The sequence below is a fragment of the Baekduia sp. genome, from assembly GCF_035996765.1.
Lineage (GTDB): Bacteria > Actinomycetota > Thermoleophilia > Solirubrobacterales > Solirubrobacteraceae > Baekduia.
On record NZ_DASYJG010000023.1, the window covers coordinates 85210 to 111498 of the forward strand.

Sequence of the window (26289 nt, forward strand, 5' to 3'; positions counted from 1 at the left end):
GTTGATGTATGGGTTGCTCTGACGACCCACCCGCGTGGGGGTGATGACCTTCACCAGCCCATCTCCTTGGCCACCGCATCAGCCGCCTCGAGCGCCCGCTCCCCCTCGCTGGAGCAGTCGAGCCAGAGCTGGACGGGGTCGGCGACCGGCAGCTTGCGGCGCTCCCTTGCCAGACCCAGCGTCCACGGGTCCGGAGCAGCGGCGACGCGGACTGCGCCGCGACCGCCACGGGAACGCTCGGGCATCAGCGACTTGGCCAAGCGTGGCAGGTCGTCGGCGTCGATCCACACCAGCGCATCGGCCGGCTCGACCGCTCGGTTCACCTTGGCTGCCCCGGCCAAGCCGCCAAGCACCCACGCCACCTCCTGCTCGGCGGCAGCCGATGCCATCAACTTGATGGCGCTTTCCACGCTGCTGGTCCCGACATCCCACACCGTGCGTCGGACCCGCCGCCGCTGCCACACGGGCAGCCACGCATCGAGCAAGCCCGTCGCACGGCTCAGACGCACCTCGCGCCCCCGCGCATCCCCCACCGTCGCCGCCGTCTGCACGACCGCCAACTCGTCCAGCGCCTGAACCGCACGCGAGACCGCCGCGACGCTGAGCTCGACGTGCGCCGCCAGCTCGCTGATCGCAAACGACTGCTCCGGATGCAGCAACAGCCAGCGGGCCACGCGGCTGCCACGGACCGCGAACGGGTTCCGCGGAAGATCGACGCCGGTGGCTCCGCTCCACCCCAACGACGGATCCGAGCGCTCGTCAGGCCGATCGCGGTCGACGTAGAGTCGTGGCCTCTGCAACAGGATCCGGCCGTCGGCGCCCGCGTACGAGAGACCCGCCTCGCGCAACCGCTCCCGACCGGACGGCGAGCTTCGGCCATAGACCACCAGTTGCGGCAAGCGCGTGCCGCCCGCGACGCGATCAAGCACTGCGTCGACGATGTCGCCCGTCAAGGCCGCGACCTCGAGGACGTCAAAGCGCGTTCCGCGCTGGTCTCCCACGCGAATTAGCACCCGCGCCGGACCAGCGACCTCCGCCGCAAGCGGCGCCGGTAGACCAGCGACAACTTGTTGCCAATTCAACATTGTTGCCAAGTGTGGCAAGAAGGATGCTTTGGCGCAAGACGCGCAGTTCGAGCGCCCCGCGAAAAGATCCGCCGCCGGGCCCGCTAGGCTTTGTCTCTCATCCAAAAGCAGCACCCCCGCGACCGCTTGCAACGGCCCGGGGGCATGACCCAAAAGGAGCAGTCACTCCCATGAGTACCCCGCAGCGTACCCGCGTCCGCATGCTCGTCGTCGATCGCGAGACCGGCGATGTCCTTCGGCGTGAGACGAAGAAGATGATGGACCTCGGCCACGAGCTCTTCGAGGACTTCCTCCTCTATGGCCCCGAGGCGCAGTACGTGCTGGCGATGCGCTTCTGTGCCGCGACCGCGCTCATCACCGCGGTCGGGTGGGACCCCGACGAGGTCGACGCCGACATCGAGAGCTTCGAGGTGCCGTTGACCGACGACCTCGTCGAGCAGCTGCGCCACCGTCGCTACGATCTGGCGCGCTGTAACAACGACCGCCTGGACGGCCTGCCGGTCAACGAGCCGATCGATCCCGATCTCTTGGCCGAGATCACCGTCGACCGCCTCGCCGCCCAAGCGCTAGATCGCCTGTTCGGCGTCTACGCCACAGCCGTCAAGGGCTGAGCAACCGACGCCCGGGTCGCGGCCATCGGCCGCGGCCCGGTACGCCCCCGTGGGCCTGTTGGGCGCAACCAGATCGCGCCGAACAGGCCCACCCCTGCTTCTACTTGCTGGTCTTGTGGGCCTTCGCCGGCCCGGCCGGGTCAAAGGAGACCGTCACCTTGCCCGGCTTGCCCTTGGTGCGCTTGGCGGTGATCGTCGCGACGGTCGAGTTGGCGATGGTCTTGGACGTCTTCTTGATCCCTTTACCGGTGACGGTGACCTTGCCGGCGCCGAGGCCGCCGATCTTGATCGCGACGCTGGTCTTGCCGACCTTCTTGCTGATGATCTTCAGCGGGCAGGCCGTGGTCTGCAGGTAGACATCGGCGTTGGCTTGCTTGCCGTTCTGGCCGTCGGCCTCACGGGTCGCGATCTGGCTGGCCTTGCAGATGTCCGTACCGGAGACCACCAGGATGCCGTGCTTGCCACCATCGATGTCAAGCGTGAAATCGCTGACCGGCGCGTCGGGCAGGTTGTCAAATGTCGTCACCAGCTGGTTGTCGACCACGTTCGACATCCCGGTCACGGTGAGCCGCAGTCCGTTCTGACCGGTCAGCGGGATCACCAACTTGGGCAGGGTGCGGATCTCACGCCCGGACTTGGGGTCCTTGCGGATGTTCTTGACGAAGTACACCGGCCCCGTCAACGGCTGATCGAGGATCGGCGTCCGGGCGGTCGCGTGACCGACGACGCTGCCCTTCGGACACGTCGGGTCGACCTTTGAGCCATCAGCGAACTCACACAACGACTGCGCGTTATCCGGATCCAACGCCAAGCTCAACGGGAGGCTGACGGTGACCTTCTTGTTATTGGCCTGCCCCACGGGCTGGGTCAACACCGCATGCACCCCAGGATGCTTGTCATCGGTCGTCTGACCCTTGCCCGTCAAGGCGATCGCCAACTTCGGCGCATAGGCCAGATCACCGCAACCACCAGCGCTGAACGGCGCTGCGAGATCGGCCAACGTGCCGCTGGTCGACACCAACTGAGCCTGGATCTGCTTGGCCGCACAACTCGTCGGGTTCAACGTGAAGCTCGGCCGGTCCAACGTCACGTCGACCCTGCGGACCCGTAGCGGGATCCCCTGCAGGATCGTCGGGAACGGATCAGAGGTCGCGGTCACATGCGCGTCGATCGGATCGATCTCCAGCTTCTGACGCACCACGACATTGCCGAGGTCAAACGGACCGGCCTTGGCCGGAACCACGACCGCCAACCCATACGGCCCACCCTTGTACGGACCGGTCAGATACGCCTTGCCGGGCAAGAACAGCGGGCTTGGGCCAACCCCGGAGCCGGCGGACACCGATCCGACCTGGCTGGCCTCTGGGCAGGCGCCCGCCGCCGCATCGGCATCCGAGCACAACGGCACACCCGCCACCTTGGCCAGCAGGCCCGACGGCAGCGTCACCTTCAGCCCCGACATCTCCTCATCGGTATCGCTACGCGAGAACGACAACACGAACGGCGAGAACGCACCAGCTTGTGGGGTCGTCGTGCCAGCCTTGAACGTCGGACGGAAACCGTCGACACAACCAGAGGTGATCTCGAAGCTGTCCTGCAGCAGCGCGTCGCTCGTGAAGGGCGTCGACCACGGGGTCAGGACGGAATGGGTCGTGTAGGTGCCGCAGACGCCCGGGGTCGCAAGCGGCGCCCTGGGCCCGCTGAAGAAGCTGAGCTTGAGGTCGTCGAAGGGCTGCTGCGGGTTCTGATCGAAGGTGGCCGTGATCTGGCCGGTGTTCGGGTCGGTGTCAAAGCGCCCGGCGAGCTTGAGCAGCACGCCGTCGCCGTTGACGACCAGGTAACCGGCGAGGAGCGTGCCGAACGGGTTGTCGTGCGGCGTGGCCAGATAGAGCGAGCCCTTGAGGTTGTTCGGCAGCAGTGGCGTGTGGACCTCGGCGGTGCCGACCTTGGAAGCGTCGGGACAGGTCGGCTTGCTTGCGTTGTTGATGCCGATCTCGGCTGGGGTGCACGCGGCGAGGCCGTCGGCCGCCGCGGGGTTGACGGTGAGACCGGCGGGCAGGGTGACGACCGCCTTCTTCAGGTTGGAGGACGAAAGCCCATTCGGATCCTGGAGCCCCGGCTGGGGAACTTTGAGGTCGACGTTCGGGCCGGTGGGCGAGTCGGCTGCGCTCGTGTCGGGCTGGAGGGTGAGCGAGGGCTTGAACTGCAGCTTGTCGCAGCCGGTTGTCGCCGGCAACGTGGTGGTTGTGGTGACGAAGTTGCCGGCGTCCTGCCAGGAGTCGGCGCGGCCCGTGACGGTCTGCGGTCCGGAGCACGAGGTCGGGTTGGTGAAGAAGGGGCGAGGCTGGACTGAGCTGGCGCAACCGCCCTCACCCCCTCTGCCGTCTCCGATCTGCACGCCGTGGCAGCTGCGGTCGCCGGTGTGGGATGGGTCAGCGGGAACCCCCCAGAGGTCGAGGTGGATGCGCTTGATCGGAAGGAAGGTGGTGATGTTGCCCGATGTCGAGTCGAGACCGTAGTCGGAGCCGGTGCGGAGGGCGTTGTCGATCACGGCTACAAACCCGAAGTACGTAAAGCCGAACTGGGCCGGGAGGCCGTCTTGGGGAACCAGGTTGTAGATCGGGATTCGTTCGGCGGTGATGTTCGGAGCGTAGTAGTCGACCAAGAGGGTCGCCGTGCCGATTTGAGAAGAGGGGGGGCAGCTGGTCCCTTGGCCGGGTTGAGAAGAGTTGGCAAAGGACTGAAGGGTCGAGATCGGGCACTGTGGCACGGCAGTGGGATCGCCGACGAGGCCCGGCGGGAGGGAAACGCTGAGATCCTTGACCAGTTGGTCGGGGGTGACCCCCCCGCTGGAGTCAGCGCGAAGGTTGAAGGCGACGTCGTTTTCGACCTCATAAGGATGGCCGCCGGCCTGGGTGTAGGGGTTGCCGTCCTGATCGAGGACCTTGAACGAGAAGCGGCTGAAGCCAAAGCCGGCCGAGACCGTCGCGAGCGTCTGGTCCTGGCCGACGCTGGTGCCGAACGCGTTGGCAGCCTCGAGGCGGAAGTGTGTGACGCTGCCTCGGTCGAGCCCGCTGATATCGGCTGAGACGGTGACATCGGAGGTCCCAGAGCCGAGTGAAGCCGGTAACTGATCGCAGGGTACGGTTGCGCCATAGGAGGTGTCGGGCCCGTAGGAGAACCGGCACGAGGTCAGCGGCACGCCGCCGGGATTGAGCGTCCCGTTGAGCGTGGCGGAGGCCGGGCCGACTGCCGTGGCGGCGTTGGTGGTGGCGTCCGGCACGATCACGGCTGCCCCGAACACGCCGACCGCAGCCGTCGCGTTGTCCGAGACATAGACGTCGCCGGTCGCCGGATCGGCTGCGACGGCCCCGAACGAGCCTCCGGGTGTGGCGGTGATCTGGCCGAGGTAGCTGCCGGAGGCATTGAAGGCGTTGGTGACCGCGTCACCGGTGTCGCTGATGTAGATGTCACCGCTGGTGTCGTCGATACCGAGCGAGACGTAGCCGCCGAACGAGCCAGCCGGCGTGTTCGAGCCGCCCCAGGCCTTGACGAAGCTGCCGGATGAGTCGAACTCGAACGCCTGCACGGCGCACGAATCCGAGACGAACACGTGGCCGGTCGACGAGCTGACGGCGATGCCGTCGGCGTAAGCGCCGCCGCAGCCGTAGAGACCAGCTGTGACCGCAGCGGCGTCGCTGATCTGCGACTGGTAGGCACCCGTCGAGTCAAAGACGTCGATCACCTGATGGCCGGCGTCGAGCACGTAGAGATCGTGGGTCGCCTGGTCGACGGCGATGCCGAACGTGCCGGAGCTCGCCGGCGAGAACGAACCGGCGGGGGTCACTGTCCCGGCGAGCTGGCCGTCGGCAGCGGGCGAGCTGTCGCCGAAACTGGAGATCTGGACGCCGGCCGAGTCGAATTTGTCGATGACGGCATGGGCCTGATCGGCGACATAGACATCGCCACTGGCGTTGTCGACCGCAACCGCGACGCTCGCGCCGCCGAACGAGCCGGCCGGAGTGCTCGTGCCGTCCCAGGTCGTCGGCGTGGTGTCCACTGCTGATGTGAAGTCGTAGACGAGCCCGGTCCCGGAGTCGGCGACCAGGATGTGGCCGTTGGTGTCGTTGACGGCGACGCTCTCCGACTTCAGGAGGCTGAACGGGGTACCGGCCGACGGTCCCGCGATCTGGCCGGCGCTCGGGAACTGCAGGGCCGCGAACGCCGGGGCTACGCCGAGCGCGAGCAGGGCACTGGTGGCGGCGGCGAGCGCGGCGAGGATCATCCTGACCTTGCGGAGTCGTGTCACGGTGGCCTTTCGAGTCGGATCGGCGGTTGTTGCGGCGGTCTGCCCGGTCATCGATGGTCTCCGCTCTTCACCGTCAGCGCGACCGTCGTCGAGGAGGCTTTTCCTGAAGGCGGTGCGTACGAGACGCGTACCTTGAGCCTCAATACGTGCTTGCGTTCGAGCGTTCGCCGACCCTGGGCGCTCAGCCCGGCCGTGACCTTGTAGGCGCCTGCCTTGGCCGCCGCTTTGCGCGCCGGCTTGATGCGGGGTCCGGACACCGCGATCACGCCCTTCGCGGGCACCCTGACCGTCACGGTGATCGACGAGCCGGAGACGGACTTGCGCGTCACCTTGAGCTTCGCGAGCGGCTTCGGGTTGGCAGGCGTGGCGTTACCGGGGCCGGAGACGCTCGAGGAGCCGGGGTTCTGGTCGGCAGGAGACCTCGAAGCCGGCGGCTTACAGCCCTCGCCGGTACAGGGGGTGGTTGGACGATCCGGGAAGCCGCCGCCGACCCGGGCGTCGTAGATGTCGCGGGCTCCGTCGATGTCGGAGGTGGTGAGCTGCTGCTCGGTGGAGAAGAAGACGTCATCGCCTGAGGCGCTGGCGTCGAGGAAGCTGGCGCCGGTCGTGGCGGTGCCCGTTGACATCAGATGAGGCTTGCCGCCGGAGTACTCGTAGACGTCCTGGCGCCCATTTGTGTCACGGGCTACCAGCGGTCCGTCGGCGGTGAAGAAGAGACGGGAGCCGTCGGCGCTGAGATTGCGGGGCTGGGAGGTGACACCAGAGACGAGTCCGTGCACCGGAGCGAACTGAATAGCCGCGATCGCGCTGACCTGGGTGCCGGTGGGCGGGCAGGAGGCACAAACGAGCTTTGCCGCGGCCTGGTCGTAGAGGTAGACCTCGGTCTTACTTCCGGTGTCGACGCCGGTCAGGCTCTGATCGGAATTGAAGGCGAGGTGGCTGCCGTCGGCCGAAAGACGGGCACAGCCGGCCAGCTGCCAGACGCAGGTGTTGGGGTAGTCGGGGCTGAGCGTGCCGATGAAGGCAAGGGCGCCGTTGTGCCAGGAGTACAGGTTGGGCTGACCGGAGGTGGCGCCGGAGGCGATATCTCCCGTGGCAACGAAGTAGACGTTGACACCCGAGTCGCCGGCGCCCGCGAGGCCGAGGAGGCCGGCGTCGGCGGACGGGGTGAGGTCGGTGAGGTCGCCAGTGGAGAGGTCGTAGCCGTAGAGGTTGGTGCCGCTGCCCGGCTGGGTGTCGTTGGTAAGGCCGGCTGAGGCATCGTCTGAGAAGAAGACCTTCGACCCGTCGGCGGAGCCGGCGAGGAAGATGCCGCCGCCGCCGGGCCCGGAGCCCTCGGCGGCGTCGAGCTGGACGGTTGTGGTCCCGCTGACACGGGCGTAGAGGTTGCCGTCGCCGCCTTGGAAGAAGACCGTGGACCCGTCGTCAGAGACGGCGTGATGAGAGTTAGCACTTTGTTCGATGCTCCCACCACTCGGGAGCGGCGTGCCACCAGGACCGACGGAGAGGAGCTTCACGGAGCCGGCCGTCCACTCGTAGAGGTTGTCCGCGCCGGAGGGTGCGTCCGGGGTGAGCTGGGCCGCCTCGCCGAAGACGATGTGGCCGAAGCTGGGATCAGCAGCGTGAAAGAAGGCATCGGCCGGAGGCCCGGTGACCGGATTGAGGCTGACGAGTTGGTAGCTGCCAGTGGCGTTATTGCGGAGGAAAAGGTTCTGGACGCCTTCTGGCTCGCCGGGAACGAGTTCGGGATCGTCCTTGCCACAGGGGACGGTTGCGCCGCCACCATCCGCCAACACGCTGCGAGTGAGGTCAGTGGAAGCACCGTAAATGCCCACCCGTTGGATACAGAAGAAGTTACCTTGGGATTGGGGTGGAATCTGGTTCGTGGTCAACCAGGCCGCTGACCCGCGTGCAGAATCGAAGAGCCGTCCGTCTGAAGCCGAGCCGGGCAGGGCGTTCTTCGTGGCGAAGTTCATGCGGTTGCCGTCTGCGGCCGCTTGGTATCCCTGGTTTCCCCCGGCGCCCTGGCTGTCGATGATGGTGCCTTGGTCCTTGTCAGCCGGCGATACCTGCTCATAGGCGCGGTTGTCAGGGAGACCAATCTCGGAGATCTCGGTCGAGAAGCTACGGTCGGCCCCCGTGTCGTCGCCGGCGACGTTGTGGGCGAGGAAGCGGTAGTGGTAGATGGTGCCGGGAGCAAGCCCAGAGAGGTCAACCTTGGCGGGCTGGTCGGCAAAACGAGCGCCGAGGTCGGCGGGGTCGCAAAGCAGGGTGGCGGCACCGATGTAGCCCTGAGACTGGAAGGTGGCATCATCGGTGTACTGAAACTGACAGGTGGCGTCGTTTTGCATCGGGTTGATCGCGGCCTTGAGGGTGGCGCTGGTTGAACCGGCGTCCGAGGCCCACTGGGCGGTGACCAGCGGTGCGGTGGGCGACGGCGGAACGAAGACTTTGACCTGGTCGGCGGCGGAGTCGGCGACATAAAGGGTCGAAGTGGAGCCGTCGAGAGCGAGGCCGGCGGCGTTCGCGAGGACGCCGGCGCCGAAGATGTCGCTGGCCACACACCCGGCGCGAGCGGATGCCGCATTGCTGTCGCTGTTTGGCGAACAGGAGGCGTTGTAGTGCTCGATCTGGACACCACCGCGATTGACAAAGAGCTCTCCGGTGACCGGATCAAGGGCGACGCGCTGGCTATCTAGGCTTCCGTCGGGTCGACGGGTGATGAGGCCCTCGAGCAGGCCGTTGAAGGTGTAGCGGTTGAGGCGATGGTCTCCGGTGATGACGTAGACGTGGCTGCGGTCGGCGACGATGCCGCGAGGCAAGGTGCTGCCCCCGATCAGGTCGTGCCAATGCTGCACGAGCTGGCCGGTGGGGGTGAACTCGTAGAGTGAGCCGTTGGCGTAGACCCAGAGATTGCCATCGGGATCGATGGTCATTCCCATGATGCCGACTTGGGTGGTGCCAAAGGAGGAGATCCCGAAGTTGTCGATATTGCTTGCTGAGCCGTCGATGTCGGAACCGGCGATGTGAGCGCCATCGGGGCTGAACTTGGAGACGATGTCGGCGTTTACGTCTGCAGAGGCTGTGGAGTCGTTGCCGATGTCTCCGACATAGACGTCGCCGGCCGAAGCGCCACCCGAGTTATCGACGGCGACGTACGTAGGAGCCTGAAACGCCCCATGTCCGGTGCCCGGGGTTCCGGCCTGGCAAATGTCGCCCGAGGCGGCGGTGCAGATGTCGCCGCCGGTCGTCTGATTCACGTCCCGGCCGAAGGCGAGGATGAAGTTGCCAATTGCGCTGAACTTGTCAATGCGAAAGTTGCCGGCATCGGCCACATAGATGTCACCGGTTGACTCATCGACCGCGACGTCCTGGGGGTTGGAGAGCTGACCGGCGCCAGAGCCAGAGCTCCCGAACCCCGTCAGGAAGACCTGACTGGCGGCGAGGGCGGGGCTCGCGGCGAGGCCCAGCCCGACGATGATGGTGACCGCTGCGGCAACGAGGCCTCGGCGGCCACGGTTTGGTGCGTGAGCGTCGTCGCGGACTACGGGCGTACTGCTCCCGCCAAACGGATGCGCAACCACGCCGGCCAGCGCGACCAGCAGCCGGCGCACGGCGTTGACGATGCGGGAGACGGTGAGCACATGCACTCCTTGAAAGCGGGGGATCAGTCGCGAGACGGACGGGATTGACGGTTGCAAGACGGGTTCGGCCGGCTGGGCGGTGACGAGCCGGGGCTGCGGCGCGCGACTCACGCGCTCGCCCCGTTCGCGTTGGCCCAAGGCGCAGCCGTCAGCGGCGGGTCAGGCGGACGCGCGTCGCGCAGCGACCGCGCCGCCTCCTCGCCCCGCGCCGTCAGCCGCCACGCGTTCGTGCGGCCCTCCTTGCGGCGCTCCACCATCCCGGCGCGCTCAAGGCGCACGAGGTGCCGGCTCATCTGGCTCTCGTGGCGCACGTCGAGCGCGCGGGAGATCTCGACGTTGGCGGCGCCAGGGTTCCTGGCGAGGTAGCGCAAGGTGTCAGCCGTCAGCTCGGTGACCAGCAGGCCGCGGTCGTCGGCGGCGCCCGCGACCGTCGGCCGCCAGCGCGTGACATAGGCAACGGTGCTGCCGCGCCCCGCCGCCCGTGACGCGGCCTGGCGGCGGCCGGCGAAGGGCGCCAGCATCAGGTAGATCGCCGCGCCGGTCAGGCGCTCGATCGAGGCCCCGGGCTCGTCGGTCAGGCTGCGCAGCGCCAGCTCCCAGACGCCGCCCAGCGCCCCGGCAAGCACCGGCTCGTACGGCAGCGCCGGCACCGGCGCGCCAGTCAACATCGCCACGATCTGGCTGATGGCCGTGCGGCGCAGCGCCAGCGCGTCGCGCTGGCCGCCGGCTGCCGGCATCAGGCAGAGGTGCGCGAGGACGCGGTCGGCCTCCAAGGCCACCAACAACGCCTGGGTCGCAGCGACGGTCCGGTCCTCCCACTCCCCTCCGGCGGCGGCCACCGCCTCGGCGATGTGGGCCAGCAGCTGGCCGTAGGCCGCCTCGAGCGTCTCGACGAGGCAGCCGTCGCGATCCTCGTAGAGGTCGTAGAAGGTGCGGCGCGAGATGCCAGCGCGCTGGCAGACGTGGTGGACGCCGATAGTCGTCCCGCCCAGCTCGGCGACCAGCTCGCCCATCGCGGCGATCAAGCGGGCCCGCTGGGTGGCGGGCCCATGCGTGAGACGGCTGCGCTGACGCCCGCCCTGCGGCGGGTCGCCGAGAGCGCTGCTGGTCCTCCCCACCGGCACGGTGTGCACGTCGTCTGCTCCTCCATCGACCGTCTTGACCCGACGGCGGGCGCCATCCGGCGCTCGCCTCCCTCCGCACCGCTCCCTCGAACCGGACGGATTCGATCGGTGCGCTCGGCAACGTAAACGCTGCGATGTCCGGAGTCAAGATTTAACGACCTCTTTCTTTTTTTTGAATGCCACAGAGGACGCCTCGATGCTCGTCGTCATCGCCAAGCTCCAGCCCGAAGAACCACGCCTCCCCCAGCGCGTCCAGCGCCAGCTCCTCGGCCCGGGCGCCGACGTGCTCACCCCCGCCCCGGCGCCGCTGCACGGCGGCGATCACGCGCCACAGGCTCGGCCCGTCGCGCAGCGAGGCGGCCTCGCGCACCACGAGCTCCAGCGCCGCCTCGCCCGCCTCGCCGCGGTCCAGCAGCCCCTCGATCTCCTCGGTCTCTGTCGAGCGGCGCACGGTCGGGGCCGGGGCCTGGTCGCCATCGTTCGAGCGCCCCGCGAACGGCGCGAGCGCGAAGGCCGCCAGCTCCTTCTGGCGCGCCAGCAGCGGCTGCTCGGGGTCGTAGCGGATCCCGTCGACGGCGATCCCGTCGATCGCCGTCAGCATCGTCTCGACGCCGACACCCCCGGCCCCCGGCAATGGGGTCGGCCCTTGCAGCGCATCGAGAACGGGGGCGCGCAGGGCATCGCGAGCCGCGCGCACGCGCTCGCCGGCAGCCGGCACGTCGCGCAGGCAAGCAAGCGCCCAGGCGCGGTCGCAATCGAGGATCGCCAGGTAGGTGCTGAGCGCCGCGGCCGCCCCGCGTGCCCAGCTGCGCTCGGCGTGCAGCGCCCGCAGGATCTGGGGGATCGCGTAGGCCGCGGCGGCGTCGTAGGCCCAGATCAGCGCCTCCTCCTTGTCGGCGAACATCTCGAAGAACACGCGCGTGCTGACGCCGGCCCGCTCGGCGATCGCCTCCTCCGCCGTCCCCGCGTAGCCACGTTCGGCGATCTCGCGCACCGTCGCGTCGACGATCCGGGCGCGGCGGTGAAACGCCTGTGCCTCCGCCGGCAAGGCCTCGACCGCAACCCCTTCTGTTGAGGCACCGTCGCTGTTTTTCGACATGGGCGCCGATAGTAACCCGCGTGTCCAGTTTTTACGACCGCATATTTTTCTCTAGGGCGGAAGTTCTTCATGAATGGGGTATCGCGCCGCCACCTCGCCGAGTATCCTCACGCGCGTATGGCGACCGCCCGCCCAAGCCCGTCTCGCCGGCTGCCCCGCGGTCGCAGCGCGCTGGACGCGCAGGAGATCGCGGGCCACCACCGTCGGCGCCTCCACGAGGCCGTCATCGCGCTCCTGGGCGAGCAGGGCTACGGGGCGACCACGGTGCAGGAGCTCGCCTCGCAGGCGGGGGTCTCGACCAAGGACTTCTACGAGCTCTTCGCCGGCAAGCAGCAGCTCGTCCTCGACGCGTGCGACGCGGTCATCCAAGACGCCTGCGTCCCGCTGCGCACGCGGCCCGTCGCCGAGGGCGATCTGCGCGCAGCGCTCGCCGCCGTGCTCACCGCCGTCGTCGACGTGGTCGTCGCCGAGCCGGCCGCCGCGCGCCTCGCCGTCGTCGACATCGTCGCGGTCGGCCCGCAGGGCATCGCGCGGCGCCGGTCGCTGAGCAGCGGGCTGCACGACCTGCTGCGCCGCGCGGCGACGGTCGAGGGCGTGCCGGTGCTCTCCGAGGCGGCGCTGACCGTCCTGGCCGGCGGCACGCTGCAGGTTCTTGATGGTCATCTCCGCGCGGGCAAGCTGCGCCCGCTGCGCGGCGCCGCCCAGGAGCTTGCGGCGTGGGGCGCGATGTACGAGACCGGGAAGCCGCGGGCGTTGCCGGCCCGTGACCCGTCGCTGGAGGCGCCCGCCGCGCCGCTCGAGCGCACGCTCCCCCGCGGGCGCCACAGCCTGCCGCCGGGGTTCGTGCGCCGCTATCAGCGCACGCGGATCCTCGAAGCGGTCCTGCAGGTCTCGGCCGAGACCGGCTTCGAGGCGACGTCGGTCAAGGACCTGATCGCCGCCGCCGGCCTGTCGCCGCAGGCGTTCTACGACACCTTCGCCTCCAAGGATGAGGCGTGGGCCGCGGCCTTCGAGGAGTCCTTCTCCCAGCTCTACCTCGCCGCGTGGCGCGCGGCATCGCCGCAGGATGACCGCGCGACGCAGGTCGGCGCGACCGTCGCCGCGTGCCTGCGCTACCTGGCATCCGAGCCGGGACGGGCGCGGCTGCTGCTCGTCGACGCGCCCTCGGCGGGGCGGATCGGCGCGCCCGCGATCGACGAGGCGCTGCGCGGCTTCGAGCATCTGATCGCGCCGGCGCTCAGCGGTCCTGATCTTCCGAAGCTGCTGCCGGCGGCCATGGTCGGCGGCCTGGCCGAGCTGGTGGCCAGCTGGGTGCTCGAGGGCCGGACCGCGCAGCTTCCGGACCTGACCGCGGCGGTGATCGAGATGATCCTGACGCCGACGCTCGGACTGGAGCGCGCGGTGCGCGCCGCAAACGCCGCGGTGTACGGCGGCGGCGCCCCCACCGCCGCCGAGCAGGACGACCGCCATCGCCTCATCGACGCCTTCGCCGAGGCTGTGGCGCGCGACGGGCTGCGGGCGACGCGGCTGGCCGACGTCGCCCAGGAGGCGGGCATCGAGCTCGACGTCGCCAACGCGCTCTTCGACGACGAGCTCGACATTGCCACCAAGGCCCTGGACGCCTGGGCCGGCCAGCTGGTCATCATCGCCGCGGGCGCGTTCCTGTCCTCCGCGGGCGATCCGCCGCTGGCTGCCCACCGCGCGCTCGAGGCGGCGTTGTGGCACATCGCGCGCACGCCCGCGGTGGCGGCGCTCGCGGTCTCCGACGATCCCGAGCTGTCACGCGCCACCTCCGTGCTGCGCGCGCGCTACATCGCGCTGTTCTTCCAGCTGATCGCCGGCCAGGTGCCGGTCGCCGAGCAGCGCGCGCCGCAGCCGCTGGCGGCGCTGGAGCTGGTGCTCGACGGGATCCTGGCGACGCTGCGGCGCTTTGCCGAAGAGCACCACGTCGCCGAGCTTCCGGGCCAGCTGCCGACGCTGAGCCTGCAGTGCCTGACGCCGTTCTTCGGCGCCGACGAGGCCCGCCGCGTCGCGGCGCTGGCCGCCACGTCGCCCTCGCGCTGACGCCCTCCTGAGCGGGAGACGTTGACGTCTCCCATATGCTGGTCGAGAGCCGTGAATGTTCCTCGGCCCTGGACTGGATTTCCAGGGCAGATCGAGCGTATGTTCACCCTCATGAGCCAGTTCGGTTCACGAGACTCAAGCTTCGTTGCGCACGACGAGTGCGAGGAGCTGATGGCGGTTTTTGCGGCCGTCGTCTACGAGCGCGGCTTTGGCGCCACGCGCTTGGCCGAGGTCGCCGAGCGAGCCGGTGTGCCGCTGGCAACCGTGTCGCAGCAGTGGCCCACCGAGGTCGACTGGCTGCTGGAGACCGTGGCGGTCTCGACGCGACAGCTGTTCGCCCGTGTGGCCGACAGCTTCATGAGCGTGGAGGGCGATGCGGCCGAGGCGCTGCACCAGGCGCTGGCGGCCATGTTGTCCACCATGGCCGAGGCACCCGAGATGGTCTCGCTGTCCTTGGTCGAGCTGCCGAGCCTCGGGCCGCTGGTCGCGGAGCGGCGCGTGCGCGCGATGGAGCTGTTCTGCACGTTCTTGGGTCCGGCGTTCGCGGCACTCGACGAGCCTCCGCCTGATCCGGAGGGGGTATCGGTGTGCCTGGCCGGCGGCATCTGGGAGCTCATCCGCCGCCACGCGCTGGAGCGGCGACTGCACGAGCTTCCCGACACGCTGCCCGCGGTGAGCTACGTGTGCCTGTCGACCTTCTTCGGGATCGACGAGGCGCTGCGGGTGAGCGCACGCCCGGCGGCGCGGCCGGGTGGTGTGGGCTGAATCACCTGAGCTGAAATCCGGCCTTATTCTCGTAGCTGCCAATAATTTACTCCTGTGGTAGATTATAATTATGGACGAGAAAACACGGATCAAGCGTGCCGTCTCGTCGGTCCTCGATACCAACGTAGAACTGCGCGAGAACCGCGACGGGACTTGGCGGTTGGCCGTGCTCGATGTCGCCGGCCGTCCTCGCTTCCGGGCGGCGTGGCTGCGTGCCGGGTGGCCGGCCGAAGTCCGTGAGGCGCTTGATCGTTTCCCCGATCTCACGCTCGCCGTCGCTCCGGTCTTCTCGTCGGGCGCACGCGAGCTGCTGAAAGACCGACAGGTCAACTGGATCGACGAGACCGGTGCGGCCAACGTGCGCGAGGCCGGTCTGCTCGTCCGGATCGACCGAGGCTCAGCTCCCGCCGACCCGACTCCGCGCGGTGTGCGATGGAGTGACACGAGCGCGCTCGCCGGCGCGGCGATGCTGGTCTCTCGCCCGGAGCAGATCAGCGTCAAGTGGATCGCCGATCATGCACGCTGCTCGCCCGCGCGCGCGAGCGCCATCCTCCAAGGCTTCGATGGCGAGGGCTGGACGGTCAAGCGCGGCGCCAACCGAGGTCGGAGTGCTTACCGCACGCTCGAGCAGCCTGTTGCGCTGCTCGACTCCTGGAGCGACCACATCAACAACCGGCCAGTCGAGCGCTGGTTCGCCCACAGCACCACGCGCGACCTCCGCGCGCTGCAGCGGCGTCTCGGAGATGCGCTGCCGCCGCTCACGTTCGGATGGACAGGCTGGGCGGCGGCAGAGCATCTGGCGCCCTTCGTCACCCAGCTGCCCATCCTCCACCTGCGCATCAGCGAGAGCTACGCACGGCGCGACACCGAGCCGGCTCTCCAACAGGCCGGCGTCACGTCAACCGAGGAGGCCGGACGCATCGAGCTGTGGCGGACACCGCAAGCGGCCCTGCTCAGCACGACACCGTCCCCGGCAGGGCCACTGGTCGCATGGCCGTGGGTGTACGCCGACCTCCAGCGGATCGGCGGCCGTGGCCGCGATGCCGCCGAGCATCTCCGCGACGTCATGATGGACGACCATGATCGATGATGAACGCTCTGCAGAAGCGCGGGCTGTCGCCGAGCTTGCGCTCATCCGACTGCTGGCTGGCAGCGCGCCGACCAGCAGGCTGCTGATCGTCCTCGGTGGCCTTATCCCGCCGACATTGACGAGCGCCGCGTCAACCGCGCCTGCGCATCTCGGTACAACCGACGTCGACGTCCTGCTCGTGACACATCTGACCGCGGACCGCGACCTATCACCGATCGAGCGCGCCTTGAAGATGATGGACTTCGCGCCAGACGCTGACGGCTGGCGCTGGAGCGGAGTGGTCGAGGGCCGCGTCGTGAAGATCGAGTTTCTCTGCGATCTCGATGATCAGCCCGCCGAGGCGATCGTCACACCGAAGGGCTGCTCGACGCTTCGGGCCGTCAACCTGCGTGGCACCGGCAACGTCGAACACGACCATCGCGAGATGACCCTGCACGGCCCCGACGGCGATGTGCAGGTCCGCTACGCCGGGCTTGCCGGCTACCTGCTGTCCAAGGCGGCAGCGGCACGGACCCGTGGTGCCGACAAGGACTACTACGACCTCGCCTATGTGCTCCTGCACAACGACGCCGGCGGCCCAGCTGCGGCCGCGGCCCTGATCAACGCCAGCACGCTCAAGGCGGCGGTACCCGGGATGGCCACGACGTTCGCCGAGCTGCGTGAACGCTTCCGCGACGACCGTGCGCAGGGTCCGCGGGCCTACGCCCAGGAGTCGCTCAAGGTGACACCCGAGGAGGACGCGGCGCTGCTCGCCGCCGACGCGGCCGCCGCCGTCCGAGAGTTCCTGGAGGCATTGCATCGCTGAGCACAGCGAACTGACGTCTCGAGCCGCGTTGGCTAGGCGGCCGCAGCAGCCGCCCAGCTGCGCGTGTCGGTGATCTGCTCGAGGGCGGCCACATGGCCGTCGCGGAGCGTGAGGATGTGGGCGAAGCGCGCGTCGACGGGGTCGCCGGTCGCGCGCTCGGTGCCGCGGTATGAACCAAGGACGACAACTTCGTCGGGCGAGCAGACGAGGTAGCGGTCGGCCTCGACCGCCATGTCGTAGGTGATGAACACCTGCGCCCAGCAGTCGCGCAGCATCGCGTCGCGGCCCTCGTGGCGCCCGCCGACGCCGAGCGGCATGCCGACGCTGACGGTGCCGACGAAGTCCTCGGTCATCGCCGCCAGAAGCGCCTCGCCGTCGTGGGCGGCGAAGGCGTCGTAGAGGCGTTGGGCGATCGCGGTCGGGTCGGTCATTCCGTGCTCCTCGTCGGTAGTATTAGCGGTATATCGCTAATACTACCCGGCAGGATGCTCCGCCTTGGGACGACCAGCGCTCCACGACACCCAGACGCTGCTCGACGTGGCGCTCACGATCGCCGCCGATCGCGGCCCGGCGAGCGTCACGATCGCGTCCGTATCAGCCGCCAGCGGCGCGCCGAGCGGCTCGCTCTACCACCGCTTCGACGATCGCGCCGCGCTGCTCGGGCAGCTGTGGCTGCGGACGACCGGCGCGTTCCAGAGCGGCTTCTTGGAAGCCCTGGATTCGGCGCCGGCCCTCGAAGGCTGCGTCGCCGCCGCGAGCTACGTGATCGAGCGGTGCCGCGACCACCCCGCCGAGGCACGCCTCCTCCTCCGCGGGCCTGACGACTTCGCAGCCGCCGACTGGCCACCGGCGACCCGCCGCCGCGCGGCTGCCGACCGGCGCGCGCTCGGCAAGGCGCTCCAGGCGCGCGCGACCGAGCTCGGCGAGCCGACCCTCGACCGCGTCCTCCTCTCCACCGTCGACCTCCCACTGGCGATCGTCCGGCGTCACCTCCAGGCCAGCCCGCGAGCCAAGCTCCCACCCGACGCCGGGGTGCTCGTCACGGAGACCGCCCGCGCCGTGCTCGGCAGCTGAGCGCCGGATCTTGTTCTACGCGTAGGCGACCGAGCGGGAGACCCAGGGCTTGAGCTGTTGGCGGGTCTTGACGCCCTCGGCGGTGACGCGGAGCCAGCCGTCGATGGGGCGACCGCGCATGATGAAAGGCTCGGCGTGGAGCTGGTGACGGTTGAGCAGCTCGTCGGTCTGCTCGGGTGCGACACGGGCCATGAGGCCACCGGAGCCGCTGGCAGCCACCGAGAGCTTGCCGTCGATGAGGAACGCGAGGCCGCCGAACATGCGCTTCTCGGCGATGCCGGGCTCAGACGCGAGGAGCTCCCGGATCCGGGCGGCCAGAGACTCGTCGTAGGGCATGGCGGGATCGTCGCCCATGTCGAGCCACGCGACAAGAGCCCGGCGGGCGCTCGCGTGGCAGAGCCTCAGCCGGCGACCACGACGTGTGCCCCGACCGCCTCATAGGTCGCGCGGGCCCGCGCGTCTCGCGTCGCGAGCTGCGCCCCGTGCTCGGCGGCGGCCAGCCCGACCAGCGCGTCGTACACCGCCCCGCCTGAGATCCCCAGCGCCGACAGCCTGTCGGGCAGCTTCGCGGCCACCTTGCGGCTGAGCAGCAACGGCGCCGAGAAGCGCTCGCGCAGCAACCGCGCCGCGTCCTCGGGCAGCAGGCGCAAGTCTCCGGGCAGGCGCGTCAGCACTGAGTAGGTCTCGGCCACGGTGTGGCCGCTCAGCGCCACCTCCCGGCCGGCGCACCACCGGACGACGGCCGCATGCTCGCGATGCGTCGCGACCAGCAACGGAATCGCGACGCTCGTGTCGAGCGCCAGCGCGCTCAACGCCGGCCCGCGTCGATCAGCCCGAAGACGTCCTCGTCATCGATGACCGTGGTGCCGGTCGCCACCAGCGCGCCATCCTCCTCGATGAGTCGCGCGGTCCGCCCCGAGGGAATCACCTGCAGCCCTGCGCCATAGCGAGAGATGTCGACCGTCGAACCCGCGACCAGCCCAAGCGCGTCACGGAAGGGCTTCGGCACGACGATGCGACCTACGGAATCGATCGACGCCTTCATTCCCAAAATGATACCAGCGAGATCCCAGGCGCGACCCGGGTCGCGGTGAGCGTCACCGCGACCCGGGTGTGCCGCCGTCCTACTTGCTCGTCTTGTGGGCCTTCGCCGGCCCGGTCGGGTCAAAGGAGACCGTGACCTTGCCTGCCTTGCCCTTGGTGCGCTTGGCGGTGATCGTCGCGACCGTCGAGCTGGTGATGGTCTTGGTGGTCTTCTTGATGCCCTTGCCGGTGACGGTGACCTTGCCGGCGCCGAGGCCGCCGACCTTGATCACCACCGTGGTCTTGCCGACCTTCTTGGACAGGATCTTCAGCGGGCACGCCGGCGTGCTCAAGGTCAATGAGGCGTCGGCGGTCTTGCCGTTCTGGCCATCGGCTTGGCGGGTCGCGGTCTGCGTGGATTTGCAGATGTCGGTCCCCGACACAACGAGGATGCCGTGCTTGCCCCCATCGATATCGAGGGTGAAGTCCGACACCGGGGCGTCCGGCAGGTTGTCGAACGTGCTCACGAGGTGGTTGTCGACGACGTTGCTGGTGCCGGTGACGGTGAGCCGCAGCCCGTTGGGGCCGGTCAACGGGATCACCAGCTTGGGCAGCGTCCGGATATCACGGCCCGACTTCGGGTCCTTGCGGATGTTCTTGACGAAGTACACCGGCCCGGTCAGCGACTGGTCGAGGATCGGCGTCCTTGCCGTCGCCTGGCCGACGATGCTGCCCTTCGGACACGTCGGGTCGACCTTCGACCCGTCGGCAAACTCACACAACGACTGCGCGTTATCCGGATCCAGCGCCAGCGACAACGGCAGGCTGACGGTGACCTTCTTGTTGTTGGCCTGCCCCACCGGCTGGGTCAGCACCGCGTGGACGCCGGGGTGCTTGTCGTCGGTCGTCTGCCCCTTCCCGGTGAGGCTGATCGCCAGCTTCGGCGCGTAGGCCAGGTCGCCGCAGCCGCCGACGCTGAACGGCGCCGCCAGATCCGCCAGCGTCCCGGCGGTTGAGACCACCTGCGCCTGGATCTGCTTGGCCGCACAGCTCGTCGGGTTGAGCGTGAAGCTCGGCCGGTCGAGGTTGACGTCGACGCGGCGGACTCGCAGGGGGATGCCGTCCAGGATGGTCGGCAGCGGGTCGGAGATCGCGGTCACGTGCGCATCGATCGGATCGATCTCCAGCCGCTGACGCACGACAACGTTGCCGAGGTCAAACGGACCCGCGAGCGCCGGCACCACCACCGCGAGACCATACGGAGCGCCCTTGTACGGGCCGGTCAAATAGGCCTTGCCGCCGATGAAGAACGGTGACGAGCCGACCCCGGCACCCGCGGTCACGGTCCCGACCTGGGAGGCGGCCGGACAACTCGGGCCGGCTGCCTGCGCGGCCCCGGTGCCGAGTTGGTCTGAGATCGAGGCCAGCTGTGCCTCTGAGCACTGCTGCACGCCGGCGAGCTTGCCCACCAAACCCGGCGGCAGCGTCACCGACAACCCCTGGAGGTTCTCGTCGGTGTCGGTGCGTGAGAACGAGAGCACGAACGGCGAGTAAGCGCCGGCCTGCGGGTTGGTCGTCCCCGCCGTGAACTTCGGCGAGAACCCTGACACGCACCCACTCGTGATCGAGAACGGATCACTTGGCGTCGAATCGGGTCCGGAGTCCGGGGCCGACCAGGGGCTGAAGGCCGCGTTGGTGGTGAAGACCCCGCACGCCCCCGGGGTCGCCAGCACGCCGCGCGAGCCGCCCTTGAAGTGCAGCCTCAGCTCTGAGAACGGGAACTGCGGGTTGTTGTCAAACACCCCGGTGATCTGACCCGTAATGGGATCGGGGGTCAGGTTGCCCGGGATCTTGACCACGATACCCGTCGTCGGGTCGTCGACGACGATGTAGCCGGCCAGCAGTGAGTGAAACGGGTTGTCGGTCTGGGTCGCCAGGTAGATCGACCCCTTCAACGTGCCGGGCAGCAACGGGCTCTCAAGCTCCACGCTGCCGACCTTCGAGCTGTCCGGACACCTCGGCGACGAAGCGCTGCCCAGGTCGATCTGGGCCGGCGAACACGCACCCAAACCATCCGCCGAAGACGGATTGACCGTAAAGCCAGCCGGCAGCGTCACGACCGCCTTCTTCAGCGGCGGCGTCGCCAACGTCGCGGGATCACTGGACTGCGGCACCTTGACCGCGACATCGAGGCCCGACGGCGAATCAGCGACCGTCGTCTGCGGCTGCGCCGACAACGACGAGCTGAAACGCAACTTGTCACAACGCGTCACCGGCGGCGAAGTCGAGCTCGCAGACGCCCAATTCGCGTCAGACAGATCCGGCGTCCCATCCGCCTTGAAACGAGCCGGATGCTGCCAAGAGTCCACATAGACCGTTGTCCTTAGCGGCCGGCCGTCGCAGCTTGACGGGTTGGTGAACATCGCCACCGGCGTCTGGCCGGTGGCGTTGCGGGCGACCGGGTTGCCGTAGAAGGTGGCGTTGATGGCGGTGAGGGTGACCTGGGGGATGTCGGGGGCAGTGGTGCGCAGGACGTAGCCGTCGGGGCTCGGAACGACACGGGCGTAGAGGACGTGGGAGGTTTTGAGGACGTCGATGAAGCCAAACTCGGCAGCGACCCCATGCTCGGGAACAAGGTTGAAGATGGGACCGTCGACCCCGTCGGGGGCGCCAACCGGCTCGGTCCGCAGGTGGCCGACCCGGGAGGCGGCCGGACAGCTTCCCGCCCCGGAGAGCTGGACCAGGGTGCAGGTCGGCGTGGCGAGTGCCGAGCCCAGGAAACCAAGAGGAAGATCGACGACCGCGTCCTTCAGGTCCTCGACGCTGGTTACCCCGACCTGAAAGCGTTCGTTGTCGTCGGGGGGTGTCCTGAACTCGCTGGCAAGGTCAATCCGCGTGCTGAACTGATACGGGTGAGCGGCGGCCTGGGTGTCGGGGCGGCCGTCGAGCCCGGCGATGTGGGAGGCAAAGCCGACGAGTCCGAAGGCTGGAGCCGCGGAGCTGATCTGATGGTCGCTGACGGCGGTGGCGTCGGGCGCGCCACCACCGGTGACGGTGGCGGAGTTGGTGAGGGGCCCGGAGGCGCCTGGAGCGTCGACGGTGACAAAGACGAGCATCGTGAGGGTGTCGTCGGGGGCGACCGGGGGCCACCCGTTGCCGGCGGTGTCAAGCCGGCAGGAGACAGGGGTGCTCGAGGGGGCCGGCGTGGCGCTGCAGAAGCCGGACGTGGCGAGGTCCACGGCGACGGCGCCCTCCAAACCGGCGGCCACGGCTCCCGATCCGTGCCAGAGAAAGGCGATCCGCTGAACGGTCAAGCCCGGCGGAAGGGCGTCGGTCAAGGTGATGGGACTGCCGTCGGCCGATTGTGAGCCGGCGTTGGTCACGGTGACCTGGTAGGTGTCGCATTTGAAGGTTCGGTAGTCGGGAAGGTGGAATGACCCCAGGCACTGGGCGTTGTCGGCCGCGGAGAAGTTGGTCGGGATCGGGATGTTGTCAAGGGTCCAGCCGGGGGCGGGTACTGCGGCGCTTGCGGTCCCGGCGCAGAGCGCGAGGACGACGGCCGCGGTCGCGATCAGCGCGGCGAACGCACGGTTTCGGGGCGGGTGGCTGAGCGTGGTCATCTTCATCGTCTCCTTGGTCATCGTGGCCACCTACGCCTTGACCGTCAGCGAGACGGTCACCGAGGAGGACGGGCCACCGGCCGGCGCAAACACGACGCGTGGCCTGAGCTTGACCTTGTGCTTGCGCTTGAGCGTCCTGGCCTCCTTGGCGGTCAGCCCGACGCGCACCTTGTAGGTCCCCGCCTTGCCGACAGACTTTCCGACCGGCTTGATCCCCGAACCGCTGATCGTGATCCGTCCCTTGCCCGGCACCTTGACGGCCACCGAGAACCGGGAGCCGTGCACGACCGTGCTCAGGATCTTGACCTTCGCCGGCGCAGCTGGCCGTGTCGCATTGCCCGGCCCGCTGAACGTCACGCTCGCAGCGCTCGGCGGTACGGGCTGACCGCCCGCAGCGCCCTGACAGCTGTCACCGTCACATGGTTCCGATGGCGGGGTGAAGGGGAAGCCGCCACCGACCCGCGCGTCGTAGTAGTCCAGCTGGGTGTCGCCGTCTTGCGGAACGAGGCGATCGGTTGTCGTAAAGAAGACGTTGTCGCCGGTGGTGTCGGTCCCGAGCAGCCCGACGGAACTGGTGGCATCGGTGGGAAGGCCGTTTCCACCGGGGGTGGCAATGGCGGAGACGTCACGGCCATCGGAGATCAGAGAGACGTGGCCTGAATGCCACTCATAGACATTCTGGGCGTAGATGGGGTCGGCGCTGACGGTGCCGACTTGGATGTTGTCGAGGGCGCCGGGTGTGAGGGCGGCGGGATCGCGGAAGAAGATTCGGGAGCCGTCGCGCGACATGGTCGGGTCGGTACGGCCCGAACCGCCATGGAAAGCCGGAACGATGCTGGCAAGGTCGACGCCGCCGTTGCCGTTGTCGCTGAAGCCATCGTTGCCGACAGAGATGCGGATCAGCCGGCCGGTCTGAGCGTCGTAGCGAAAGACCTGAGCCTGAGAACTGTGGTCGTCGGTGGTGAGCTGGCCATAGCTCATGAAGACGAGAAAGCGGCCGTCGGCGGTGACGTTGGCCAAGCCGACGCCATGGGTGAACCCACCCACCGACTGGCCGTCGATGGGGAACGCACTATCGGATCCGGCGAGAGGGGAGATGAAGGTGGTGTCACCAGTGGCAACGTCATAGTCATAGAGGTTGTAGGCACCATCGTGCGCGATCTGGCCCTGGGCATTGGGGTCGGTGCTGAGCACGCCCTTGGCGACGAAATAGACGCGCGAGCCATCGGGAGATATCGCCATCACACCCTGGACACGAGGACCGCCGCCGGAGGCGTCACCGGCAGAAACCGCAGTAAGCTCATGACCGGCGGCCTTTCCGAAGTCATAGAGGTAGAGGTTGCAGCCGCCCGAGCCGGTGGTGTGGCTGCACTCGGTGGCGCCTCCAGCGGCATCGCCGGGGGTGGTGTCCTCGCTGGCGGCGTTGGTGAGTTGCTGGGTGGAGGTAAAGAAGACCCGAGAGCCGTCGTGGGAGGCGCCCTGAAAGCCGGCGGCGGCGGCCGCAGAGCCGGTGCAGGCCGGGATCGTGCAATCGGCCGGCGACGGCTGAGAGATCGCGACCGTGCGGGCGTCGGCGCGCTCGCCGTCGATGCGGGCATAGAGCGCATCAGCAGGAACGGGAGTGGCGGCGTTGGCACCCGACCCCGAGGCACACTGGCGGGCGGTGAAGAACACCGTGGCACCATCCCCGGAGAGGGCGTTGTAGGTCGCACCGTCGCCTCCCCCGAGCAGATCGCCACAGACGCTGATCAGGTCGGTAGATCCGGGGCCTCCGCTGACGCCGACCAGCAGGGGCTGAGTGTTACCGGCACCGACGTACTCGTACAGCGAAGAACTTCCGCCTTGCCGGGTCGTCGCGTCGAAGGGCCAGCAATCGCCACCAGTGCAGTCGAGCTGGTACAGCAGGTGAGAGAGATCGGCGGTCGCCGCCGTCGCACTCGAGCCGAAGACATGGGCGCGCGCACCACCAGACGGCGGCGTCACGGGGCCCACGTCGACGAGGGACCCGTCGCCGAGACGGGCATAGAAGTCATCCTGATAGGCAGGCGCAGTAGGAACGGAGAAGAGAACGGCGCCGACGTCACCGCCATAACTCACCGGGTAGTTTTGACCGAACTGGCTGGCGGGGGGCGCGAGTGCCGTGGAGATCCAGCCCGAGGGACTGCGAGTAAACGCAACCGGGTCACCCTGGACACCTCGATCCCCATTGCAGGCAGCGGCATCGCCGAAGCACTGGATGGAGGGACTGACGACGCCAGAGCCGTCGGCAGCGACGTTCGGGGGACCCGCGCTAAAGAAGACGACGCCGATGAGGGCACCGTTCTTCTGTGCCGGGGTGACCTGCTCGTAGGCGCGATTGTCCGGGAGGGCATGCCCAGTGGTGTCGTAGATGAAGGTGTGATCGGCGCTGGCCCCGACCGTGCCGTTGGCGTTGGTGGCCACGACACGCCAGTGGTAGGTGGTGTTGGCGGTCAGGCCGGAGAGGTGGGCGGAGACGGCGACGTCAGTTCCGCCTGAGCCTATGTCGCCGTCGGGGACAGGAGCGGTGTTGCCGTAGGAGGTGTCGGTGCCCCAGTCGAAGTGGTAGGTGGTGTCGAAGCCGTTGGGATTGATCTTGGCGGTGAGATCGGCGGTGGTGGCGGTGAGGTCTTGGGCCGCGGCGGCGTCGATCGAGGGCGGCCCCGGCCCGAAGATCTTGACCACTGGCGAGGCGCCGTCGTCTGAGACGTAGACGTTGCCGCTCGCCTGGCCGGCGGCGAGGCCGCCGAAGGGGCCACCGACCGGTGTGCCGGCGATCTGGCTGAGAAAATTGCCGGCGGAGTCAAGGACGTCGACCACCTGGTCCTGGGTGTCGAGGACGTAGAGGTCACCGGTTGCATCGCTGGTTGCCACCGAGGTAAACCCGAGGCCGAAGGAGCCGGCAGGGGTGCCGGAGCCGGTGAGCGTGCGAACGTAGGCGCCCGAGCCATCGAACTCGAAGGTCTGGACGGGGCCTGAGTCGGAGACGAAGACATGGCCGGTGGTGGCATTGACGGCAATGCCGTCGGCGTAGTTGCCGCTGTAGGCGTAGAGGCCGGCAGGGGTCGCGGTGATCTGGCTCTGGTAGGCGCCGGTCGAATCGAAGACGTCGACGACCTGGTGGCCGGCGTCGATGGCGTAGAGATCGTGGGTGGCCTGGTCGACGGTGATGCCGAAGGTGGTGACTTGCGCCGGAGAGAAAGAACCGCTCGGGGCGGCGAGGCCCGCGAGCTGACCGTCGGGGCTGGGGGTGGTGTCACCGAACGACGCGATCAGGGCGCCGGAGGAGTCGAACTTGTCGATGACGGCGTCGGTGGCGTCGGCGACGTAGACATCGCCGGTCGAGTTGTCGGCGGCGACCGCGACCGCCCCGCCGCCAAAGGAGCCGGCGGGGGTGTTGGAGCCGTCCCAGGTGGTCGGGCTGGTATCGGAGGCCGAGGCGTAGTCGTAGACGAGGCCGACGGCAGAGTCGGCGACGAGGATATGGCCATTGGCGTCGTTGACGGCGACGCTCTCGGAGTTGAGCTGGCCGAAGGTGCCGCTGAGCTGGCCGAGGTTGGAGAGGGCGAAGGCGGAGGGAGCGGCCAGGGCGAGGAGGGCGGCGGCGGCGAGGCTGAGTCCCAGTGCGGACACGACGCGGCCGAGCAGCGGGTGGCGTCGGAAGCCGGACGCCGTTCGTCCGGAGGAACGGTTGTCGGCTGCAGGCGCCCCGCTTCCGCCGAAGCGCTGCGCGGCCACACCTGCCACAGCGACCAATAACCGGCGCACAGCCTGAACGAGATGAGAAACAGTCAGCACGAACACTCCTTGAAAACCGGAAATCAGGCCTACAACGAACGGGACGGACGGTGGCGCGACAGGCTCGGTCGGCCCCACGGCGACCCTCCGGGCCTGCTGGCTGAGCGACGCGCCACAGGCCCCCGGCGCGCCAGCGCCGGCATCACCCGAACGGTCAGTC

At 68.7% G+C, this 26289-nt stretch carries 17 protein-coding genes; 6 read left to right on the top strand and 11 right to left on the bottom strand.

Annotated elements, in window-relative coordinates; all coding sequences use genetic code 11:
• Positions 1 to 50: 50 nt before the first annotated feature.
• The gene (locus VGO10_RS04645) at positions 51 to 1001 is read right to left on the bottom strand and encodes a hypothetical protein (protein ID WP_327465649.1); all 951 of its coding nucleotides are present in this window, start codon (positions 999 to 1001) and stop codon (positions 51 to 53) included.
• A 254-nt stretch (positions 1002 to 1255) separates the two neighbouring features.
• On the opposite strand from VGO10_RS04645, the gene VGO10_RS04650 reads away from it, so the two are divergent.
• Positions 1256 to 1696: a hypothetical protein gene (locus VGO10_RS04650; RefSeq protein ID WP_327465651.1), complete on the top strand. Its 441-nt coding sequence runs from the start codon at positions 1256 to 1258 to the stop codon at positions 1694 to 1696.
• A 100-nt stretch (positions 1697 to 1796) separates the two neighbouring features.
• On the opposite strand, the gene VGO10_RS04655 is transcribed toward VGO10_RS04650, so the two are convergent.
• The 4 genes from VGO10_RS04655 to VGO10_RS04670 form a co-directional block, all read right to left on the bottom strand.
• Entirely contained in the window at positions 1797 to 6005 is a 4209-nt protein-coding gene (locus VGO10_RS04655; RefSeq protein ID WP_327465653.1) for a hypothetical protein, read from the bottom strand.
• A gap of 47 nt (positions 6006 to 6052) precedes the next feature.
• Positions 6053 to 9649 carry a hypothetical protein gene (locus VGO10_RS04660; RefSeq protein ID WP_327465655.1) on the bottom strand — a complete coding sequence of 1199 codons (3597 nt, stop codon included), beginning with the start codon at positions 9647 to 9649 and terminating at the stop codon, positions 6053 to 6055.
• A gap of 107 nt (positions 9650 to 9756) precedes the next feature.
• Positions 9757 to 10782 carry a hypothetical protein gene (locus tag VGO10_RS04665; protein ID WP_327465657.1) on the bottom strand — a complete coding sequence of 342 codons (1026 nt, stop codon included), beginning with the start codon at positions 10780 to 10782 and terminating at the stop codon, positions 9757 to 9759.
• A gap of 142 nt (positions 10783 to 10924) precedes the next feature.
• Positions 10925 to 11872 (bottom strand): helix-turn-helix domain-containing protein, encoded by a 948-nt coding sequence (locus VGO10_RS04670; RefSeq protein ID WP_327465659.1) that lies wholly within the window; start codon positions 11870 to 11872, stop codon positions 10925 to 10927.
• Between the two features lie 117 nt (positions 11873 to 11989).
• On the opposite strand from VGO10_RS04670, the gene VGO10_RS04675 reads away from it, so the two are divergent.
• The 4 genes from VGO10_RS04675 (at position 11990) to VGO10_RS04690 (ending at position 16596) form a co-directional block, all read left to right on the top strand.
• Positions 11990 to 13936, top strand: a complete 1947-nt coding sequence (locus VGO10_RS04675; RefSeq protein WP_327465661.1) for a TetR/AcrR family transcriptional regulator — start codon at positions 11990 to 11992, stop codon at positions 13934 to 13936.
• Positions 13937 to 14047: 111 nt separating this feature from the next.
• Positions 14048 to 14701 carry a TetR/AcrR family transcriptional regulator gene (locus VGO10_RS04680; RefSeq protein WP_327465663.1) on the top strand — a complete coding sequence of 218 codons (654 nt, stop codon included), beginning with the start codon at positions 14048 to 14050 and terminating at the stop codon, positions 14699 to 14701.
• Between the two features lie 70 nt (positions 14702 to 14771).
• Positions 14772 to 15791 (top strand): hypothetical protein, encoded by a 1020-nt coding sequence (locus VGO10_RS04685; RefSeq protein ID WP_327465665.1) that lies wholly within the window; start codon positions 14772 to 14774, stop codon positions 15789 to 15791.
• Complete coding sequence (locus VGO10_RS04690; RefSeq protein ID WP_327465667.1) at positions 15781 to 16596, top strand: hypothetical protein; 816 nt, start codon at positions 15781 to 15783, stop codon at positions 16594 to 16596. The genes VGO10_RS04685 and VGO10_RS04690 overlap by 11 nt, the downstream gene beginning before the upstream one ends.
• A gap of 32 nt (positions 16597 to 16628) precedes the next feature.
• On the opposite strand, the gene VGO10_RS04695 is transcribed toward VGO10_RS04690, so the two are convergent.
• Positions 16629 to 17027 carry a nuclear transport factor 2 family protein gene (locus VGO10_RS04695; RefSeq protein ID WP_327465669.1) on the bottom strand — a complete coding sequence of 133 codons (399 nt, stop codon included), beginning with the start codon at positions 17025 to 17027 and terminating at the stop codon, positions 16629 to 16631.
• A gap of 64 nt (positions 17028 to 17091) precedes the next feature.
• Here VGO10_RS04695 and VGO10_RS04700 point away from each other — a divergent pair, with 64 nt between their 5' ends.
• Positions 17092 to 17670, top strand: coding sequence for a TetR/AcrR family transcriptional regulator (locus tag VGO10_RS04700; RefSeq protein ID WP_327465670.1), 579 nt, complete (start codon positions 17092 to 17094; stop codon positions 17668 to 17670).
• 15 nt (positions 17671 to 17685) lie between these two features.
• Here the strand turns inward: VGO10_RS04700 and VGO10_RS04705 are convergent, their stop codons facing one another.
• The 5 genes from VGO10_RS04705 to VGO10_RS04725 form a co-directional block, all read right to left on the bottom strand.
• On the bottom strand, positions 17686 to 18006 hold the full coding sequence (locus VGO10_RS04705) for a TfoX/Sxy family protein (RefSeq protein WP_327465672.1): 321 nt from the start codon (positions 18004 to 18006) through the stop codon (positions 17686 to 17688).
• Positions 18007 to 18071: 65 nt separating this feature from the next.
• Positions 18072 to 18482: a type II toxin-antitoxin system VapC family toxin gene (locus VGO10_RS04710; protein WP_327465674.1), complete on the bottom strand. Its 411-nt coding sequence runs from the start codon at positions 18480 to 18482 to the stop codon at positions 18072 to 18074.
• Positions 18479 to 18715 carry an AbrB/MazE/SpoVT family DNA-binding domain-containing protein gene (locus VGO10_RS04715; RefSeq protein WP_327465676.1) on the bottom strand — a complete coding sequence of 79 codons (237 nt, stop codon included), beginning with the start codon at positions 18713 to 18715 and terminating at the stop codon, positions 18479 to 18481. Before VGO10_RS04715 ends, VGO10_RS04710 begins: the two co-directional genes overlap by 4 nt.
• A gap of 79 nt (positions 18716 to 18794) precedes the next feature.
• Entirely contained in the window at positions 18795 to 22334 is a 3540-nt protein-coding gene (locus VGO10_RS04720) for a hypothetical protein (protein ID WP_327465678.1), read from the bottom strand.
• 9 nt (positions 22335 to 22343) lie between these two features.
• Entirely contained in the window at positions 22344 to 25964 is a 3621-nt protein-coding gene (locus tag VGO10_RS04725) for a hypothetical protein (protein ID WP_327465680.1), read from the bottom strand.
• Positions 25965 to 26289: the final 325 nt, after the last annotated feature.